We start from the raw sequence: 18,925 nt of genomic DNA, 5'->3' as shown, positions 1-18,925 counted from the left end.
TGCTATCACGTCGTTACCATCCGTTTAGCCGGATGGCGCTGATCGGATTTTCCTCATTCCCAGTGGCTCATCTTAGCCGGTAGACCAAAAGATCCTTTCCCTTCAGGCCTCGCTATCGCCGTAAGAAAGTCGTTGCAAATTAATTTGCATTGCGAATGGAGATTGGATGCCGTGAATCTGCTAGAAGCCATGCGCGTCTATGTCAGGGTGGTCGAGCGTGGGAGCATTTCCGGCGCGGCAAGGGACCTCAATATCGGGCAGCCGGCCGCAAGCGAGCGTATCGAGCGACTTGAGAAATACCTCGGCTGCCGGCTCCTGCTCCGTAGCGCACGTGCTTTCAATCGCACACCCGAAGGCGTCACCTTCTACGCGTGTAGCAAGAGGATTCTGCACGCTGTGGAGCAGGCGGTCGCCGAGGTGTCCAAGGACGAGCAGGTTGCGCGGGGAACGATTCGCATCGCGGCACCACACTGCTTTGGCGAGACGGTCGTGCCGGAGGCGTTGACGCTGGTACACGCAGCGTATCCACAGGTGGATCTGGAACTGGTTCTGAACGACAGGATCGTCGACCTCGCGACGGAGGGAGTGGACATTTCGTTCCGTCTTGGGCAGCTTGGGGAGGGGGCTTTCATTGCCCGTCAACTGGGTCGGGTTGGGCGTGTTCTCGTTGCGGCGCCTGGCTATCTGAGCCAGCACGGTCCGATTGCCGAGCCGTCAGAGCTGATCGAACATCCATTCATTCGGGTCCAGAGCACGTTCGTCACGGACCAGCTGCCGCTCAGACACGGCGTGACCGCTGTGGAAAGCGTGCCGATCCGCACCGCAATCAAGACCAGTCATTGGCGGCCCATGTATGAAATGATTCTCTCGGGTGCCGGCATCGGGGTGCTCGAAGAGCCGGCGTGCGCCGATGCTTTGGCAGACGGCCGCCTGGTTCGCATACTGCCGGAATTCGAGGTGCGGCCTTTCGATCTGCATGTACTGATTCAGACACAGCGTCCGGTGCCGCCTCGCATACGGCTGATTGTGACGATGCTGAACAATTGCACGCCGGCAATTCTAGCCGGGGCGCGCGCGGAGATCGATGCCCACTTCGACCGATGCCATGAATCGGAAATAAACAAATGGCGCACGCTGCGAAAATCACTATCTTTGATAGATAACGTTAGCGATACGAGGAGCGATCAAATGGCACAACAGTTGATTGTCGCGGTTTTCGACAGTGTTGACGTCGCCGGGAGAGCCGGTGTGGATTTCAGGAATTTCGAGGAAAAAGACCTGGGGTTCAAAATCGAAAGCGGCGTGCTGGTTCAAAAGGACGCAACGGGCAAACTGATCTTGCTCGACAAGCAAACGCGGCCGTTCTGGGGGACAGTGATCGGCGCGCTGACGGGCGGTTTGATCGGGATGCTTGGCGGACCAGCGGGTGCGATAGCCGGCTTCACGATAGGGGCAAGCGGTGGATTGGCTGGGCATGCGCTCAAGGACACGCTTGACAACGAATTGACCGCATCGATATCCAGCAAGCTGGCTTCCGGCAGCGTTGCATTCATTCTCGAGGCGAAGGAGGCGTCACCGTTTGAAGTCGACAATATCGTGCTTGGTTATGGCGGGCACGTTTTTCGCAGACCCCTTGCCTGATTACGAGCGCGAAGCGCGCAGATGCTCATCGATGTAGACTTCAGAACAAACCAGACGCGTACCCCTTCGGATGCTGGCTAGCAACGTTGATGCCGGCACGCGTGCAGGATGGTTTGGTCCAGGCTTTGCTGTGAGCATTCTTCAGGAGTAACCGAACATGACCGCAACGCCCAGCGAAGATATAACTCGTCAAGCGATTGAAGAGTTCTATCGCGCCATCGAGCAGAGAAGCGTCACGTTGTTACGAAAGGTCGTCACCCCTGATTGGGAATATATTCCAGAGCCCGCCGGGACGGCTCCGGGACCTGACCAGATGATTCAGGTGTTCGCCGACATCGCTGCCGCACTTCCCGATATGAAAGTCACCATTCTCGACTTGCTGATTCATGGAGACCGAGTAGGCGTTCGCGCGGAGATCAGCGGCACTCAAACGGGGAAACTGCTTGGCATTGATGCAAGTTCCAAACACATTAGTTTCGCGATTCACTCTTTCCACCAGATGAGCGGAAGTCTGATTGCGAAAACCTGGCATCTTGAGGATTGGCTATCGGTGTTCCGGCAACTTGGACAGTTACCCAAAACGCTTGAGCAACGCTGACTGCGATACATTGAGTCCGCACGCGTAGCGTCGGGGAAGGTTTTGACGCTAGTGATGCATTGCTGCGGAAATTAGAAGATGAAACGGGAGCACGAGGAGTGCCGTTCCGGTGACACCGAGGAGCCACAAACCAATGAACCATAGCAGGCGTTGGCGAAACGTCTTACTGGTATCACGGCTTGTTTGTGACATCACATTCCTCACTATCGGCTTGTCTGATCCATTCTAGGCTACCGGATTGTCTGGCGCTATCCAAAAGCAAACGAGCGATGCGCGACGAAGGATTGACCTGCGTCGCGCATCGCTCTGCTTTGGACTTTGGACGCTTTGGCGCTTCAGATGCGTTGTCCGCTCCAGACGCTTCAGAACCGGTGCTGAATCCCCGCCGTGACACCCGTTTGCGTATCCGCCGCACCGGTCAGATCGCGCGACAGGCTGACCGCATTGTCATGCCTGGCCATCGCGTAACCACCTGCCATATACAACACCGTCCGCTTCGACAATGCGTACTGCGCGCGCAGCGAGAACAGTGTCGGATCGGCGTCGCTCGCGTCCTTGATGTCCTGATGGTAGACCGCGGCAAACAGCGAGAAGAACGGCGTCACGTCGTATTGGCCGCCGACCCAGTACATATCGCTACGCAACGTCGGTGCGGCGGTGTGGAAGGTGCGCCGATAGTTGCGGTACCCGGCCATCGCCTTCACTGCGCCGAAGTCGTAGCTCAAGCCGGCGTGAATGCCTTGAATGTAGTTGGTGGTATCCGCGGGCGTCACGCTGTCATTGGCGCCGTTCTGCCGGTCGAACGTGGCGACGACGGCGAACGGACCGTTCTCGTAGCCCAGGCCGAAGTCGTATTTCGAACTTGACTTCATGCTGCCCGGCACGTTACCGAAGCCGTACATCGCACCGAACTTGAAGCCGGAGAACGTGCCGTCGTAGCGCACGGCGTTGGCCGAGCGCGAGAACAGACCGTCCTTACGACCGCCCGTCGCGGTGGATGAGGTCGCCCACGAGTAGTTCGGTGCATAACCCATCGGGTCGAACTGCAGCATGTAGTCGTAGGTGGTCGTGAAATTGCGGCCGAGCGTGATCTGTCCGAAACGGTTTTTCAGGCCGATCGTGGCGCGGCGGTCGAAGATGGCGCCGGGGCCGTCATCGAACTGACCGTTCGCAATGTTGATGCCGCTCTCCAACTGGAAGACCGCCTTCAGTCCACCGCCGAGGTCCTCGACGCCACGCAGGCCCCAGCGCGAGGTGTTCTTGCCACCCGAGACCAGACGCGTGGCGCCGCCGTCCTTGCTCGCGTGATTTACGTATTCGACGCCCGCGTCGACGATTCCGTACAAGGTCACGCTCGATTGCGCCTGCGCCGTTGCTGCAAATCCGGCGAGGCTGGCGCACGTTACGCCGAGGGTCGCCTTCGTCATACTCCACTTCATCAACAGTCTCCTGTGCTTGGTTTTTTCACTTCGGTTGGGGATAGGGTGCTGCGGGGTCCATCGGCCCGATGCAACTCGCTTTAGCTCGCCTGTGCGAACGCCCAGCAGTCGTTGGCGGGGAATTCGATCCAGTGACGGCCGGCCGCGCGCGGCACATGGCCGAAGGCGCGCAGGCGCAGATCGCCGCAATGGAACAGGTATTCCCAGCGATCGCCGAGATACATCGACGTGATGAGATCGGCCTCGAGGCGGTTCGCGCCCGGACCGTCGGCGACCTGCACGCGCTCGAGGCGAATCACGGCCTGCGCGTTCTGGCCGGTGGTGAGTGTTTCGCGCGCCTGGGCTTGCAATTGCCAGCCATCGCCGGTCAGCGTCACGCGTTCGCCGTCGACCGCGGCTACACGCGCGTCGATCCGGTTATTGCTGCCCATGAATTCGGCGGTATAGAGCGAGCGAGGTGCGCCATACAGTTCGGCGGGCGTGCCTTCCTGTTCGATACGGCCGTTGCGCAACAGCAGGATGCGGTCGGACATCGCCATCGCTTCGGTCTGGTCGTGTGTGACGCACAAGGCAGACAGGCCCAACGAGACAATCAGTTCGCGCAACCAGGCGCGTGCTTCCTCACGCAGCTTGGCATCGAGATTCGACAGCGGTTCGTCGAGCAAAATGACGGGCGGGTTGTAGACCAGCGCCCGCGCAATCGCCACACGTTGTTGCTGACCGCCGGAAAGCTGATACGGATAGCGCGCGGCGAGATGACCGAGGCCGAGTTGGTCGAGTGCAGACTGCACACGTTTTTTTTGCTCGGCGCCGGACACGCGCCGCAACTTCAATCCGTAGCCGACGTTTTCCGCCACAGTGCGGTGCGGCCACAGCGCATACGACTGAAACACGAGACCCAGCGAGCGTTGTTCTACCGGTAGATCGACTTCAGACGCGCCGTCGAAGAACACCTTGCCGTCCAGTTCGATACGGCCAGAAGAGGGCTGTTCGAGTCCCGCGACTGCGCGCAGCAGGGTGGTTTTGCCGCTGCCCGACGCGCCCAGCAGGCATACCACCTCACCGGGATTCAGTTCGAACGACACGCCCTTCAGGATCGGGTTGTCGCCATAGCTGAGAAACAGGTTGTCGACCGAGAGCTTATCCATGCAATTTCACTCCGAAACGCAGGGCGACGCCGAGTCCGACGCCGACCATCGCGATGTTGATGACAGAAAGCGCCGCGACCTGATCGACCGCGCCGGTCGCCCATAGCGACACCAGGAGCGCGCCGATCACTTCCGTGCCGGGCGAGAGCAGATAGACAGCGGTCGAGTATTCGCGCTCGAAGATCATGAAGATCAGCAGCCATGCCGCGAGCAGGCCGAAGCGCACGAGCGGCAGCGTGACGTCGAGACTGACGCGCGCCCGCGTGCCGCCGACGCTGCGTCCCGCTTCTTCGAGTTCCGGGCCGACTTGCAGCAGTGCGCTTTGAATCAGGCGCATGCCGTACGCGAGCCACACGACGGTGTACGCAATCCAGATGCTCCACATGGAGTTCTTCAGTTCCTTCAGGCCGGGTACGAAGAGGAAGATCCACAGGAACGCCAGACCAGCGAGCAGGCCAGGCACCGCGCGCGGCAGCAGCACGAGGTAGTCGAGCAGGCGTGTGGCCCAGTCGTTGCGGCGATGGCCTGCGAATGCCACCAGCGAATAGAAACCCACTGCAAGCGCGCCACCGATCACGCCGATGCCGAGCGTATTGAGAATCGCGCGGACCAGGTTGTCCTGTTCGAACAATTCGGTGAAATTGGCGAGCGTCAGTACTTCAGCCAGATTCACGCCTTCGCCCCAGTTGGTGACGAACGCGCGCAGCGTGATCCCGGAGAGCGGCACGAACACGGTGAGTAGCAGCCACAGCGCGACGATCGCCAGCGCAACCCAACGCCATGCGCCGAGCGGCAGCACGGTCTGACGTCCCGCTTTACCCTTGACTGTGACGAAGCGGTTCGCGCTCTTCAGCAAGCGTCGTTGCAGCAGCACGAGCGGGAACGTGATCGCGACGATGCACACGGCCACCGCGGCCATCAGGTGATACGAGGGCACGCCGAGCTTGTTGGTGAGCTTGTACAGATACGTCGCCAGCACGAGGTGTCCTTCGGGGTCACCGAGTACGAGCGGCAGGCCGAACACTTCGAAGCCGAGGAAGAACACCAGCACGCCGGCGAACAGCAGGGCGGGCAGCGTCATCGGCAGGCTGACGTCGAGCGCGACACGGAACGGCCGTGCGCCCGCGACGCGCGCCGCTTCTTCGACATCCGAGCCGAGATTGCGCAGCGCCGCCGACGAATACAGGTACACATGCGGCACATGCGTGAGTCCGACGATCACGGTGATCGCGAGAATCGAGTACACGCTCCACGGTGCTTCGGCGGTACCGAACAGTTCCTTCCACCAGACCGAATAGAAACCGACCGGGCCGGCCGCGACGACATAGCCGAACGCGAGCACCATCGGCGAAACGAACACGGGGGTGAGCAGCAGCGGTTCGAGCCAGCGGCGGCCGGGCAGATCGGTGCGCACCATCAGGAACGCGAGAATGCCGCCGAGCGGGATCGAGATGAACAGCATCCCGGCCGCGATGACGAAAGAGTTCTTGAGCGCGGACCAGAAGTCAGGGTCGCTGAAAATGAATTCGAAACCGGTAAGACCGAGTGTGCGTTTGGCGTCGAAGAACGGCGCGTTCAGCACGCTCTGGAACAGAATGAAGCCGAGCGGCAGCGCCACTGCGACGGTCAGCACCGCGATAACGAGCCAGCGCAGCAGCCCCGCAAACGGCTGCAGACCGCCTCGCGGCAACGCACCTATCGTGCCGCCGTCGGCCGCGCGGGGTGGTGCGTCGCGGTGTCCGGTTGCGCTAGTGGAAAGCATGAGTGTCCCCCTGCGGCAGGTGAGCCGCATATCGACAGGTAGTGAAGGAAGGCATGGCGTCCGCGCGTCTCAGCGCAGACACCGTTTGTTCAATCGAGGCTTAGCGCTTGATCGACTGTTGCCATTGCTTGAGGAATTCAAGCCGCTTGGACTGGTCGAGATAGACCAGCAGGCCGGAGCCAATCGGGATCGGCTTGAGTGAGTCGCCGAGCTGCTTTGTCAGGCCGGCCATTGACGTTTCACCGTCCACATCAGCGCGAATCGAGAACAGGCTGGCCTGGTTCGCGAGCAAGGTCTGACCGCGTTGCGACAGCAGATAGTCGACCCACAACCGCGCGGCGTTCGGGCTTTGCGCTTTCTTCGAAATCGTCACGAGGCGGCTCACCACCAGTGTGTAGTCCTTCGGATAGACGTAGCCGATCGATGGGTCTTTCTTCGCTTTGGTGAGCGCGTACGAACCGAGAATGTTGTAGCCGATCAGATTTTCGCCCGAAGAAATGCGCTCCATCATCGCGCCGGTGCTCGATTGCAGTTTCGGACCGGTTGCGCCCATTGCTTTCACGAGATCCCACGTGACTTGCGGATTGACGCGCACGTCCTGCGTTAGATAGTTGAAGCCGACGCCGGATTTTTCGATGTCGTAAGTCGTAACCTTGCCCTTGAACTGATCCGGCTTGCTTTGCAGCAGCTTGATCAGATCGGCGCGCGTTTGCGGCACTTCGCCTGGCGGTAGGAGGCGCTTGTTGTAGACGATCGCAAGGGGTTCGTACGTGGTGCCGTACGCCTGCTTCTGGTACTGCGCCCATTGCGGCAACTGCTTCGCTTCAGGCGATTCGTAACTGGCCATCAGGCCGTCGTTGACGAGCTTGACCTGCAGGTCCATCGCCGAGCTCCACAGCACGTCGGCGCTGGTGCTGCTGGCTGCGTTTTCGCTGATGTAGCGGTTGTACAGCTCGGTGCTGTTCATATCGTTGTATTCGACCTTGACGCCGTACAGGCTTTCAAAATCCTTGATGAGCGGGCGTACCAGAGCAGTGTCAGTGACCGAATAAACGATCAGTTTGCCTTCCTTCCTTGCCCCGTCGACGGTGGCCTGGTAGTCGCTGGGATAACCAGCTGGAAAGGCTGCCCATGCTGAGTTTGCGGCGAACGTAACGGCTACGGCGAGATACTTCAAAGAGATTTGCACGTCTTCCTCCAGAAAACATTGTGTTTGTTTTGTGTAGGCGAATGGTAAGAGACGCGTGCTTTCTGAATGCTTTCAGTTTTCGAAAGAAATGCGTCACAATGGTCGAATTCGCCTCATGGATTTCCCTGGGATTCTGGTTATGCGTGTGCTGCTCGTTGAAGACAATCCAATCCTTTCCCGCTCGCTAACCGATGCGCTGACCAGCGCGAAACTCACTGTCGATTGCATGCATGACGGTGAGTCCGCCGACCATGTTTTGCGCACGCAAGACTACGCATTGGTCATTCTCGATATCGGTTTGCCGAAGCTCGACGGCCTCGAAGTGTTGCGTCGGCTGCGCGCACGGCGTAACGCGGTACCGGTATTGATGCTGACCGCGCATGGTTCGGTGGAAGAGCGCGTGCGCGGCCTCGATCTCGGCGCCGACGATTACCTCGCCAAGCCCTTTGCGCTCACCGAACTCGAAGCGCGTGCGCGGGCCCTGCTGCGTCGAAGCCACGGTCAGGAGCCGCTGCACGCGCAGTGCGGCACGCTGCTTTATGACAGTGTCGATCGCGGTTTCACGCTGAACGGCGAGCCGCTCGCGTTGACGCCCCGTGAACGTTCGGTGCTTGAGGTGCTGATCCTGCGCAACGGCCGCGCGATCAACAAGGACACGCTCTCGGAGAAAATCTTTGGGCTCGACGAATCGGTGAATGCCGATGCCATCGAGATCTATGTCCACCGCTTGCGCAAGAAGCTTGAACGCAGTTCGGTCGGCATCGTGACGCTGCGCGGGCTCGGCTATCTGCTGGAAGCGAAAAGCGCATGACGCGGCCGAATCTGCGCGTTCGCGTCGCGCTCTGGTTGTTGCTGCCGCTGCTTCTGCTGCTCGCCTTCGATGCATGGCTCACGTATCAACGCGCGATGAACGCGGCACACGCGGCCTTCGATCGCACGTTGGAGTTTTCGCTCCGCTCGATACGCGACGGCATCCGTTTGCGCGATGGCCAGATCGAAGTCGATCTGCCGTATCTCGCGCTTGAGATGTTCGAATCGAACGGCGGCGGCAACATTTACTATCAGATTCGCGAGGAGGGTGGCCGGGTGGTGACCGGCTATCCGGATCTGCCGTCAGGCGCGAAGGCGCCTTCAGAGCCCTACAGCGTGCAGTTTTATGACGACGTGTTTCGCGGCCGGCCATTACGCATCGCGATGCTGCGATTGCCTGTCCACGACGTGCCGTCAGCGCAGACGCGCGTGGTGATGGTGCGGGTCGGCGAAACGATCGAGCAGCGCCAAGCGTTGGCGCGCGAGATTCTGACCGGCTCGCTGCAACAGGAATTTTTGCTGGTCGTGCTCGCGCTGGGTATCGTATGGCTGGGTGTTGCGCGCGGCTTGCGGCCACTGAACCGCTTGTCGGCGAAAGTGGCGGCGCGTGCTGAAGACGATCCAACGCCGCTCGATACGGTCGGCCTGCCTAGCGAAGTTGCGCCGCTGGTCGATTCGATCAATCAGTACATTGGCCGCACGCAGTTGATGCAGTTATCGCGCCGGCGATTTTTCAACGACGCCGCGCATCAGTTGAAGACACCGCTTGCGATCATTCAGGCGGAGTCCGAACTGGCGCTGCGCGATATCGACGGTGGTGAGGCGGCCTCGACCGGCAATCGCCGCCAGGGCGTGCATTTACGGCGGCTAAATCGCGCGGTGCAGCAGGCGGTGCGCATCGTACAGCAATTGCTTTCGCTCTCGCGGCTCGATGCGGACAGCGGTTATACGGTCAAGCATGCCGCCGTGCCGCTGCACAAAGTGGCGCGCAGCGTGACGCTCGACTGGTCGCCGGTGGCGCGCTCGCGTGGCATCGATCTCGGCTTCGAACAGGAGGTGCGTATCGAGGTGATGGGCCAGACCGATCTGCTGGCGGAACTGGTCGGCAATCTGATTGACAACGCGATTCGTTATTCGGGCGACGGGGCGGTGATCACCGTACGCGTTGCATACGAAGGCGAGCAAGCGCTGCTGCAAGTGATCGACAACGGACCGGGCATTGCCGTAGGCGAACGCGATGTGGTTTTCGAGCGTTTCTATCGCAATGAAGCGACGCAGGCGGTGGAGGGTAGCGGGCTGGGACTGTCGATCGTGCGGGAAATTGCGCGCGTGCACGGCGCGCTGATCGCGTTGAGCGACGCGCCCGGTGGCGGACTCGTGGTCAGCGTGCTGTTTCCGGCGTTAAAAGCGGTGTAACGCTGCCTGCGGTAAGCGTGACCTGCGTGCGCTTTACCTGCGAAGGGTGAAGCTCTGCGCATAACCCGCGGATGGCGTGCTGCTCCCCCACTCCTTGCCGTCGACCAACACCTGCGAAATGTCGTCGTCTGGCACCGCAATACCGACGCGTGCCGCGGCATTGCGATACAACTGCGTCTGATTGATCTGCGCCGCGATTTCCGCGTAATCCGTGCGTGCGTCGAGCATGCCCCAGCGTTCGAACTGCGTGAGGAACCAGGCCCCCTCGGCTGCTCGCGGATAGTTCACTGCGCCGTTGTCGAAGAACCGCATGGGCAGGCCGCGCGGCGCCGAGGCCGCGATCTCGTCGCCGAGCCGCTCCGCAATTAATGCTTCACCAATGCCAATGAATTCGGGTCGCGCGAGCCAACGCGCAATCTCCTTGCGGTGTCCGGCGCCATCGAGCCATCGGCAGGCTTCCAGCATTGTTTGCACCAGCGCTCGCGCTGCATTCGGATTGGCGCTGACGAAATCACGCCGGCACGCCAGCACTTTCTCGGGATGATCGGGCCACACCTCGCTTGTATAAGCAACGGTACGGCCGACGCCTTCCGCTTCGGCCATTGCATTCCATGGCTCGCCGACACAAAAGCCATCGAGCCTTTCTTTCGCGAGCGCGGCCACCATTTCCGGCGGCGGAATCGCGACACTTTCGATATCGCGCAACGGATGCACGCCTTGCGACGCAAGCCAGTAGTACAGCCACATCGCATGCGTGCCGGTAGGGAAGGTCTGCGCGAATACCGGTTTGCGGCCCAGCGTAGCCAGAGCCTTGGGCAGGGTGCCATGTTCGGCCAATGCATCGGCGAGACGGCTCGACAGCGTAATAGCCTGGCCGTTGCGATTGAGCACCATCAGCACGGCCATATCTGTTTGCGGGCCGCCCAGGCCCAACTGCACGCCGTAGACGAGACCGTAGAGCACATGCGCCGCATCGAGATCGCCCGACAGCAATTTGTCACGCACGGCAGCCCATGAAGGCTGTCGGCACAGCTCCAGCGTTAATCCATGGGCATGGCCGAATTCGAGCAGCTTCGCGACGACGAGCGGCGCGACATCGGCGAGCGCCACGAAGCCGAGTCTCAGATGGGTTTTCTCGAGCGGCGCAGGCGCGGACGGCGAGGTGAGGGAGGCGGGAGAGTTCATGATCTGCGCTTCATTTGAGCGAGTCTGCGGAGGCGACGACGGCGCGCGCGACTTCGGCGAGTTTGACACCCTGGTTCATCGCGCGCTTGCGCAGGGTCGCATACGCAGCATGTTCGGTGATCTTCTGCTGATCCATCAGCAGGCGTTTGGCGCGATCGATCACTTTGCGTTCGGCGAGTTCGTTTTCGACTTGCGCGAGGCGCTCGCGTAACTGCGACTCCTGCGCAAACCGTGCGAGCGCGACTTCGAGTATCGGTGCGAGCCGTTCCGTGGAGAGACCTTCGGCGAGATAGGCAGTGACCCCGGCACCGACCGCGTCGCGGATCAACTGCTGGTTCACGTCGTGACTGAACATTAGTACAGGACGTGGCGCGGTGGCATTCATTACTGCGAGCTGTTCGAGCGTGTCGCGCGAAGGCGATTCCGTATCGATAATGATGACGTCTGGCCGTTCGCTCTGAACCACGCGATGCAGCGCCTGTGGTGTCGCCGTGCCGGCCAGCATCTCGTAGCCGAGGCGTGTGAGGGCGTCGCGCAGATCGCCTATCGGCTTGTCGGTATCGGTTACGAGGAGAACGCGCAGCATGGGGTATGGTTTATCGGCGGCTGACTACTGATAAAGCAACGTGCATGCCAGTGCGGGATGGTGGAAACTAAGGTAGCGCAATCATGAGCTTACAAACAGTGTAGGCGACAGCGGCTGCACCCGCACGGGGCATGCGCAAGGCATGCACCGAAGCGGAGCGTCACGTCACAGCTGCAACGCAGCCTGCACTTCTTTGACAACAGGATCCCACTCACCCAGTTCCCGCTGCCGGAACAGCCGCATTGACGGATACCAAGGGCTATCGGTTCTGTTGGTCAACCATCGCCACTCGGCGTAGGCGGGTACGAGGCACCCAAACGGGGAGGCCGGCCGCCCCGGCAAGATGAGCGACCGACGTGTCGACGGTAATCAGAAGATCGAGCGTCTGGAGTATCGCGAGTGTGTCCGTGAAGCTGTTGATTGCAGGGCCTAGCGTGTGCAAGTCGTATTCATGCATCAGGCTTTCGCTTTCAAGCTCGCGATCGCCTTTTTGCACCGAATACCAGGTCGCCCCGGCAAGCCCAAGCAGGGGCTTTAGCGCGTCGAGCGGGATAGACCGGTAACGGTCGAGAACGTGGTTCGGGCTGCCTGCCCAGACGACGCCGATGCGTCTGTTATTGGTATGTCTTTTTTCCGATGAAATGGCTTCGATACGAGCCCGCCATTGGCGCGACTTGTCGGGCGTCGCCGTCAGATACGGCATGGAGACGGGGAGCATCGATATATCGAGTTTCATATGCTCCGGTATCCTTAGCATGTAGCACCAGTAGTCGTAAGGCCCGGGCGGCAGGGTGGTGAATGCTGCCCGCACGCCCGTCATTCTGGTCGCCAGTTCCAGTATCGGTTCGCTTACCAGCACATCAACCGTTGCCTGCTGCCGATGCAGCCATTCGGCGAACCGGATGAACTGTATTTCATCGCCGAGCCCCTGTTCACCAACGAGCAGAAACCGGCAACCCGCAACGGGTTCCCCATTCCACTCGCGGAAGATGGGCCGGATTCGTTCCTTTTGCCTGTCCGGCAGGTCGTAGAACCATCTGTACCGCTTCCAGCCTTCTTCGAATTCACCCAGCCCAAGCAGCACACCCGCAAGATGGAATTGCATGTGGGGGTTATCCGGCAGAAGCCGCGCCGCTTCCCTACTGTGCGGCCGACTTTCGGCGATTTTGCCGCGTACGCTGAGTGCGCGCGCCGCGTTGTGATGCAGGAGCGGATGGTGCGGATCGATGGCGAGACCTTGTTTCGCGACACTGAGCGCGTCGTTGAAGCGATCGCTTGTGTTCAGTACGAAGGCCAGCGCTTTTAGTGCGATGACATCGTCGGCAAAGCGGGTTCTTATCTGCGTGATCGCATGGGCGAGCTGCTGTATATGGCCGGCTTTTGCGAGTACGGCAATCAGGCTGAGTCCATCGTTCAGGCTGGCCGGCTCGAGTGTCCATGCGCGGCGCCAGTAGTGCGCCGCGCTTTCGAGCTGCCCGAGTTGCGCATGGATGCGGGCCAGGGAGCGAACTGCGTGATGGAGTCCCGGCTCGATTTCAATCGACTTTTCATAGTGGGTCATTGCCTCCGTGAGGCAGCCGGATTGCCGCAGGCAGTCGCCCAGGTTCCTGTGGAGACTGGCGGTACTGCCCGCCAGACCGATTGCGCGACGATAGAACGCTTCAGCCGATTCGTGGTTGCCTGCCAACGCCGCCAGCAGGCCCGCGTGCTCCCATAATTCAGCCTGATCCGGAGCCGCCTGCAGTGCCTGCTCCAGGTAGCCGCGAGCCCGCTCCATGTCGTTCGTATGAACGTAGGCTAGTCCTATGCGGTGCAGCACGTGAGCGTCGCGTGGGCGCGCGCTTAGCACCTGCCGGTAAGCGATAATCGCCTCTGTCATCCGCCGCGCGGAAAAATGCGCGTCCGCACGCGTGACCAGAGCCTCGACGTCTGCGCCATCGTTATTGACACAGGAGATTGTGAACATCGACAGGGATATCCCGATGCAAGCTCATCGTGTACGGGAAGCCGCCCCTGCGATCCGCAGCAGGGGCGCAGGCGTCATTCCGTTGTCACGGGCTTATTGCGTATAAGTGGCCAGAATGGAAGCGCCGCGGACGGTTGCGTTCGTGGCACTCACTATGCCGTAGTAAGTCCCTGACACCGGGTTGGAGAGGGTGCAGATCGCATTTGCGCCTTTGGTCCAGACAGTCCCGCAGTCAGGATGAAGCACGGAAGGCGTGCCGGCCCTGAGATACAGCGTTCCGGTTTCACCGTTGGCGCCAGGTGACAGGCTGAAAGTGAGGCTCTTTACGCCCGCCGGAACGTCCAATGCGAAATACAGCATATCGCCCGAGTTCGCCGAAAACGTCGCCGGCACATTGGGGCTGATATCCGTAATGGCCGGTGGTATGACCCGGAAAGGGCGCGTCAGCCGGCTCACGGCCCCGGTGCTATCCGTCACGGTGAGCGTGATTTCGTAAATGCCAGGATAGTCATAATTCACGGTCGGATTGACTGATTGCGTACGCACGAAATCAGGAGCACCAGCGCCGAAATTCCAGGCCCATGATTTGATGGGCACCCCCCTCGCAGTAGAGAGGTCGGTACATGACACCTGCATCAGCGTCGCGCTCTCAGCGCATTTGAAATCCGCTGCGGCGGGAATCTTTCCAGACCTGGCGGCAACGACAGTTGCGTTCGCATCCAGAATGCCTCCCCCTAGCGCGTAATCTGGCTGACCGGTGGGAAAGGACTGCGCATTCTGCGCGAGCAGGGTTCGCATTTCCGCGGCGGTCAGAGGCGTGGGCGCAACTGACTGGGCGAGCGCGATAACAGCGCTTACCATCGGTGTCGCCATCGACGTGCCGTTCATGAAGGCATACGCTTCGGCCCCCGGCGCACGTGTTCCGCTGTTGTAGGTGGACCAGATCGAGTCGGCCGGCGCAGCGATATCGACCACTGCCCCGAAGTTTGAACCGATCCACCTCGCGCCATAGCGATTGCTACCGCCAACATTGATGACGTTGCGGCAATTAGCCGGCTCAAAATTCGTTGCGCTAGCCCCGTCATTGCCTGCTGCTGCGGTCACCACGGCGCCCTGGCTGACGGCATAGTCGATCGCGTTCTGAAATGTCGTTTCGCAAACTCCGTTACCGCCAAGGCTCACATTGATGATCCTGGCCGGGTGGGCGTTGGCGGGGACGCCCGGAACACTCCCGCCAGCGGCCCATACGATGCCGTCGGCAATATCGGACGTAAAACCTTTCCCGCACCCGTTCATCACCCGGACCGGGACGACCTTTGCAGCAGAAGCGATGCCGGCTATACCGAGGCCGTTGTTGGCCAGTGCGGCCATGATGCCCGCGACATGCGTGCCGTGCCACTGGACTGAACACGTCTCTGTTGTGATTCCCGGATTGCTGCCGTTGCCACCCCGGTTATAAGCGGTGAAATCGTACCCGGGCAGGATGTTGGCATCCAGATCGCTATGATTCGTTACGCCGTTATCCACCAGCGCGATTACGGATCCAGAACCGTTAGCACTATCCCACGCTCCCTCAGCGCGTATTCCCGGATATGGGGTAGAGGGTTTCAGGTTCGAAGCCAAACTCCACTGCCTGAAATACTCCGGATCGTTCGGAACCATGGTTGTCGACATTTCCGTATCGGGTTCGACATATTCGACGTTAGGGTCCGATGCGATAGCGCGCATGAATGCCTTGGCCTCCTTCGCCGTCAGCTTGCGCTCCGTTGTCACCACGTCAGCGCCGATACCCATGCGGCGCAGGTGGTGCGCCTTTGATGGGAAAGCATTCGCCAGCCGGTTAAGTTTCGACTGCACCGCCGATGTTGCTCCGCGCTCGGCGCTGCCGGTTTTGTACTTGACAATAAAGCGGTTGCTGGACGCATCCGGCGACAGGCTGGTCATATTCATCTTCAGCGCCGTTTGCAATGAAACGGTGTTTGAACTGGCGGTGCTTGCCGCCGCCGCGACTGCTTCTTTAGCTTCGGAACTCGTATCGCTGGCGCTGCTTGCACCACACGCCGCGAGTGCCAGCGAAAGCGAAATACAGGTGGCGCCTGCTAGAACACAGCGCGCGCCTGCGCTGGACCACAGTGCGCCAATGTAGGCAGTTATTCTGCGAGAGCCGTGACGCACGCTCTCATCTTTCTTTTGGTTCACGTTTTTATTCCTGGTACGACATGCAGAAACGATTGCCCCTGTTTTGATGAAGTAGTCGTACGGCGGTCATCAGCGGCGCCATGGCCCTATACCGTTCTCTGGCCAGCCGGCACAGGCTGTTTTGAATAAATTAATATTCCTAACTAATGATCGTCGGCGACGCCTGCGTGGTACGTGACCTTCTGCGGCTGTTGGTCAGCCAGTCAGGTTCTTGTGTTTGGATGGACGCGGTAAATAGCTTAAGTAGGATAATAAATAGCCTGATTGATATAAACAATCAGGTATTTCTATTTGTCCGCCAGATAACTTACCTGCCGCGTAAGACTATCGACGTGTGTCCACTCATGCCAACGAATCGACTCAGTCGGGCGACCAAGGTGGGGAAGGGGATGGCTGAGGTCTTCGCGTGTATCGCGCACCGGGTGGCACGCGCAGCGCTGGTGGCTGTACGACGGCCTCCTCGCTGCCGGGTCAGCGAGGAGGCACCCGGGCAAAGTCTGCCCGAATCAATTCCATTTCGCGTAACTGCGGGGCGAAAAGAAGAGACTCACTACGGTCATGGCGGCGATGCTGACGGCCAGCATGACCCAGGCGGCGCCGAACCCGCCTGTCCAACTCCGGATCATGCCGGCAAAAACGGGAGCAATGGCCGCTACAACAAAGCCAACCCCTTGCGTAAACGCGACAAGCTTTCCAGCCACGCTGTGGTGCGCCGAATGATCCATAGCAGTAACAAGCGTCAGCGCGAAAGTCCCGCCAAGCCCGGCGCCGGCAAAACCAACCCACACCAGCGGCTCGGCATCGGGCCAGAAGATCAATCCAAGCAAGCCGACCAGCTGCGCCGACAATCCGAGGACTAACCAGGGGCGTCGATCCCGAAACGGTGCGGCAGCAAGGGGCAGCAATAAGGCCGCAACGGCCTGAAACGCCGTCATGCCGGCAAGTAGCGAACCGCTATCCGCGACACTCGCGCCATGTTGTTGATAGAACGCCGGCAACCACGCGACGAGACTCGTATAACCACCGTTCACGATCCCGAAGTACAACCCAAGCGTCCACGCGCGCCGCTTGCGCCAAAGCGGAGAAATCACCGCGTCTGCCGGAGCCGGCGGCGCTGCGGGGGCGTGCGAAGGTCCGCGGTTCAAACCCAGCCAGCACAGCAACGCCATGACAGCGGGAACCGCCCACACAGCGAGCCCCGCATGCCACGACCCCGTCGCTGCGCTCACCCACGGACTCAAGCGCGCGCCGAGGCCGCCGCCGCCCATGATCGATGCCGAGAAAACCCCCATCGCCAACGGCACCCGTGCAGGGAAGCGCTGCTTCATGACGGCGGGCAGCAGCGCCTGGATCGCCGCGACACCGACGCCCGCGAGCGTCGCCGTCGCAAGTAGCGCCGCACCGCTGGTGGTTGCCCAACGCGCGCCGCACGCTAGCGCGATTGCCAGCAAACCGAGCGCAACGCCGCGCGTTTCGCCGATCGTGCGGGTCAACGCGCCGGCACCGAATGCGCCGATGCCCATCGCGACGACCGGCAAGCTCGTCAGCAACGAAGCGCCATAAAAACTCAGGCCAGTTGCCGCGCGGATCGTCGTCATCAATGGGCTGATCGACGTCAGCAAGGGGCGCAGATTGATACCAATCACCACGATTACGCACAGCCATAACGCGTCACGCCATGTCAACGCATGGGATGTGCCGTTGGTGTCGGTATGGGCGGGAGTGGCGCTTGAGTGCGAATTCACGATGGGCCTGGGTATGAGAGAGGGGCGCTGGCCGCAACGCAGGTGCGAAACAAACTGCGCGACCTTGGCGGCATGCTCGGAAAAGAACGTCGAACGAAGCGAAAAATCCGTTCGCGATTCATTTTGGTCAACCATAATAACTTAAAATGGTTAACCATTTAAGTGATGCCCGGTATAGGTAGCGCCATACACGCATGGCATTTGCCGTCGGCCGCCGCTAGAATGCCGGGCGATATCGTTCCATTTCCGTCACTGAGTTCCATGGCCCCACGTTCCCGAAGTGCATCGTCCGCCGATATAGAAACGCCGCTTAACATCGCGATCGGCGACGACTCAATCAGCGTCGAAGAGCGCATTTACGCGTCGATTACCGGGGCGTTGTTGCAAGGCCGTCTGCGGCCGGGCGCGCAACTGGTCGAGCGCGATCTCGCCGCGGCGTTCGGTTGCACGCGTGGCGCGTTGCGCAAGGTACTCGCGCGGCTGGGCTTCGAGGGCAAGCTGGTGCTCGAGGCGAACCGCGGCGCGTTTGTGCCGTCGCCATCCGAAGAAGACATACGTCAGGTGTATCGCGCCCGGCAGATTGTCGAGGCGGGCATTGTCGCGGCGTTGTGCGGGAGCTTGAGTGCGGCTCACAAGCGCCGCCTGCGCGCCCACGTGCGCGGCGAAGAGAAGGCGTCACGCGCCGGCGCAGTCGAGGAATCCGTGCGGCTCGCAGGACAGTTTCATGTGTTGATGACGGAACTCGCGGGCGGTACGGAATTGCTCGGCCTGGTCGGGCAACTCGTCGCGAAGACTGAGTTGTACAAGGCGTTGTTCGACCCGTCGAAGGGTTCGACCTGCTCCGCGGACGAACACATGCAGATCATCGAAGCGCTCGATGCGGGAGACCTGCACGCGGCACTGACGGCGATGCGCGAGCACCTGTCGGAACTCGAGGAGCGAGTGGTTGAGCAGGTGCGCAGGAGCGCTGCCGGCGAGGATCTCGGTGCAGTGTTCGGGGTATAGAAAAGAAGCAGTGCAGTGCGCAAGGGTGGGAGACACCGCGACTGCGGAAGGACGGCGCAAGCCGTTGAGGCGGGCGCTAGTTGTGACTATGCGCAAGACGACTCAGCAAAACGGTCGACCAGACACAGAGCGTAATAGCGGTGTAAAGCAGGTGCAAAGCGGGTACGCGGATGCAAAGCATACGACGCCGCAGCGCGCCGCTCAGGCTCGAGTCAAGCAAATCAAGCAGGAGGAGG

General features: G+C 60.6%; 13 protein-coding genes and 1 pseudogene. 5 read left to right on the top strand and 9 right to left on the bottom strand.

All coding sequences use genetic code 11. The annotated features are described in order from the left end of the window. Positions 1 to 171 precede the first annotated feature (171 nt). Positions 172 to 1,074: pseudogene (locus tag ACUN0E_RS15490) on the top strand (LysR family transcriptional regulator); the annotation flags it as partial. A gap of 724 nt (positions 1,075 to 1,798) precedes the next feature. After that, positions 1,799 to 2,239 (top strand): ester cyclase, encoded by a 441-nt coding sequence (locus ACUN0E_RS15485; RefSeq protein WP_445567154.1) that lies wholly within the window; start codon positions 1,799 to 1,801, stop codon positions 2,237 to 2,239. Between the two features lie 362 nt (positions 2,240 to 2,601). Here the strand turns inward: ACUN0E_RS15485 and ACUN0E_RS15480 are convergent, their stop codons facing one another. From ACUN0E_RS15480 to ACUN0E_RS15465, 4 genes are all read right to left on the bottom strand, one after another. Beyond that, positions 2,602 to 3,678: a porin gene (locus ACUN0E_RS15480; protein WP_445567153.1), complete on the bottom strand. Its 1,077-nt coding sequence runs from the start codon at positions 3,676 to 3,678 to the stop codon at positions 2,602 to 2,604. 80 nt (positions 3,679 to 3,758) lie between these two features. Beyond that, on the bottom strand, positions 3,759 to 4,826 hold the full coding sequence (locus ACUN0E_RS15475; protein ID WP_445567152.1) for an ABC transporter ATP-binding protein: 1,068 nt from the start codon (positions 4,824 to 4,826) through the stop codon (positions 3,759 to 3,761). Further along, positions 4,819 to 6,588: an ABC transporter permease gene (locus ACUN0E_RS15470; RefSeq protein ID WP_445567151.1), complete on the bottom strand. Its 1,770-nt coding sequence runs from the start codon at positions 6,586 to 6,588 to the stop codon at positions 4,819 to 4,821. The genes ACUN0E_RS15475 and ACUN0E_RS15470 overlap by 8 nt, the downstream gene beginning before the upstream one ends. A gap of 100 nt (positions 6,589 to 6,688) precedes the next feature. Next, entirely contained in the window at positions 6,689 to 7,777 is a 1,089-nt protein-coding gene (locus tag ACUN0E_RS15465; RefSeq protein ID WP_408226885.1) for an ABC transporter substrate-binding protein, read from the bottom strand. A gap of 139 nt (positions 7,778 to 7,916) precedes the next feature. Between ACUN0E_RS15465 and ACUN0E_RS15460 the strand changes: the two genes are divergently transcribed. Together ACUN0E_RS15460 and ACUN0E_RS15455 are read left to right on the top strand one after the other, a co-directional pair. Next, positions 7,917 to 8,588 carry a response regulator gene (locus ACUN0E_RS15460; protein ID WP_408227050.1) on the top strand — a complete coding sequence of 224 codons (672 nt, stop codon included), beginning with the start codon at positions 7,917 to 7,919 and terminating at the stop codon, positions 8,586 to 8,588. Beyond that, a complete protein-coding gene (locus tag ACUN0E_RS15455; protein ID WP_445567150.1) occupies positions 8,585 to 10,003 on the top strand; it encodes a sensor histidine kinase N-terminal domain-containing protein in 1,419 nt (472 codons plus the stop codon). The genes ACUN0E_RS15460 and ACUN0E_RS15455 overlap by 4 nt, the downstream gene beginning before the upstream one ends. A 33-nt stretch (positions 10,004 to 10,036) precedes the next feature. Here ACUN0E_RS15455 and ACUN0E_RS15450 read toward each other — a convergent pair whose 3' ends face one another. The 5 genes from ACUN0E_RS15450 to ACUN0E_RS15430 all read right to left on the bottom strand — a co-directional run bounded on the left by ACUN0E_RS15450 (position 10,037) and on the right by ACUN0E_RS15430 (position 17,684). After that, the gene (locus tag ACUN0E_RS15450; protein ID WP_445567149.1) at positions 10,037 to 11,188 is read right to left on the bottom strand and encodes a CmpA/NrtA family ABC transporter substrate-binding protein; all 1,152 of its coding nucleotides are present in this window, start codon (positions 11,186 to 11,188) and stop codon (positions 10,037 to 10,039) included. 10 nt (positions 11,189 to 11,198) lie between these two features. Next, complete coding sequence (locus tag ACUN0E_RS15445) at positions 11,199 to 11,774, bottom strand: ANTAR domain-containing response regulator (protein ID WP_408519555.1); 576 nt, start codon at positions 11,772 to 11,774, stop codon at positions 11,199 to 11,201. 259 nt (positions 11,775 to 12,033) lie between these two features. Further along, positions 12,034 to 13,653, bottom strand: a complete 1,620-nt coding sequence (locus ACUN0E_RS15440; protein WP_445570447.1) for a tetratricopeptide repeat protein — start codon at positions 13,651 to 13,653, stop codon at positions 12,034 to 12,036. Positions 13,654 to 13,833: 180 nt separating this feature from the next. Further along, on the bottom strand, positions 13,834 to 15,939 hold the full coding sequence (locus ACUN0E_RS15435) for a S8 family serine peptidase (protein ID WP_445567148.1): 2,106 nt from the start codon (positions 15,937 to 15,939) through the stop codon (positions 13,834 to 13,836). Between the two features lie 506 nt (positions 15,940 to 16,445). Then, positions 16,446 to 17,684: a cyanate transporter gene (locus ACUN0E_RS15430; protein ID WP_445567147.1), complete on the bottom strand. Its 1,239-nt coding sequence runs from the start codon at positions 17,682 to 17,684 to the stop codon at positions 16,446 to 16,448. A gap of 261 nt (positions 17,685 to 17,945) precedes the next feature. On the opposite strand from ACUN0E_RS15430, the gene ACUN0E_RS15425 reads away from it, so the two are divergent. Beyond that, positions 17,946 to 18,689 carry a GntR family transcriptional regulator gene (locus ACUN0E_RS15425; protein ID WP_408226905.1) on the top strand — a complete coding sequence of 248 codons (744 nt, stop codon included), beginning with the start codon at positions 17,946 to 17,948 and terminating at the stop codon, positions 18,687 to 18,689. Positions 18,690 to 18,925: the final 236 nt, after the last annotated feature.

The sequence above is a fragment of the Paraburkholderia sp. D1E genome (assembly GCF_052682275.1).
This window is presented reverse-complemented; position numbering and strand designations above follow the sequence as displayed.

Bases quoted from the DNA above. Each gene is read 5' to 3' on its own strand.
- ACUN0E_RS15470 (WP_445567151.1), bottom strand. From the start codon at position 6,588: ATGCTTTCCACTAGCGCAACCGGACACCGCGACGCACCACCCCGCGCG.
- ACUN0E_RS15480 (WP_445567153.1), bottom strand. From the start codon at position 3,678: ATGAAGTGGAGTATGACGAAGGCGACCCTCGGCGTAACGTGCGCCAGC.
- ACUN0E_RS15425 (WP_408226905.1), top strand. From the start codon at position 17,946: ATGGCCCCACGTTCCCGAAGTGCATCGTCCGCCGATATAGAAACGCCG.
- ACUN0E_RS15485 (WP_445567154.1), top strand. From the start codon at position 1,799: ATGACCGCAACGCCCAGCGAAGATATAACTCGTCAAGCGATTGAAGAG.
- ACUN0E_RS15455 (WP_445567150.1), top strand. From the start codon at position 8,585: ATGACGCGGCCGAATCTGCGCGTTCGCGTCGCGCTCTGGTTGTTGCTG.
- ACUN0E_RS15460 (WP_408227050.1), top strand. From the start codon at position 7,917: ATGCGTGTGCTGCTCGTTGAAGACAATCCAATCCTTTCCCGCTCGCTA.
- ACUN0E_RS15440 (WP_445570447.1), bottom strand. From the start codon at position 13,653: ATGACAGAGGCGATTATCGCTTACCGGCAGGTGCTAAGCGCGCGCCCA.
- ACUN0E_RS15445 (WP_408519555.1), bottom strand. From the start codon at position 11,774: ATGCTGCGCGTTCTCCTCGTAACCGATACCGACAAGCCGATAGGCGAT.
- ACUN0E_RS15450 (WP_445567149.1), bottom strand. From the start codon at position 11,188: ATGAACTCTCCCGCCTCCCTCACCTCGCCGTCCGCGCCTGCGCCGCTC.
- ACUN0E_RS15475 (WP_445567152.1), bottom strand. From the start codon at position 4,826: ATGGATAAGCTCTCGGTCGACAACCTGTTTCTCAGCTATGGCGACAAC.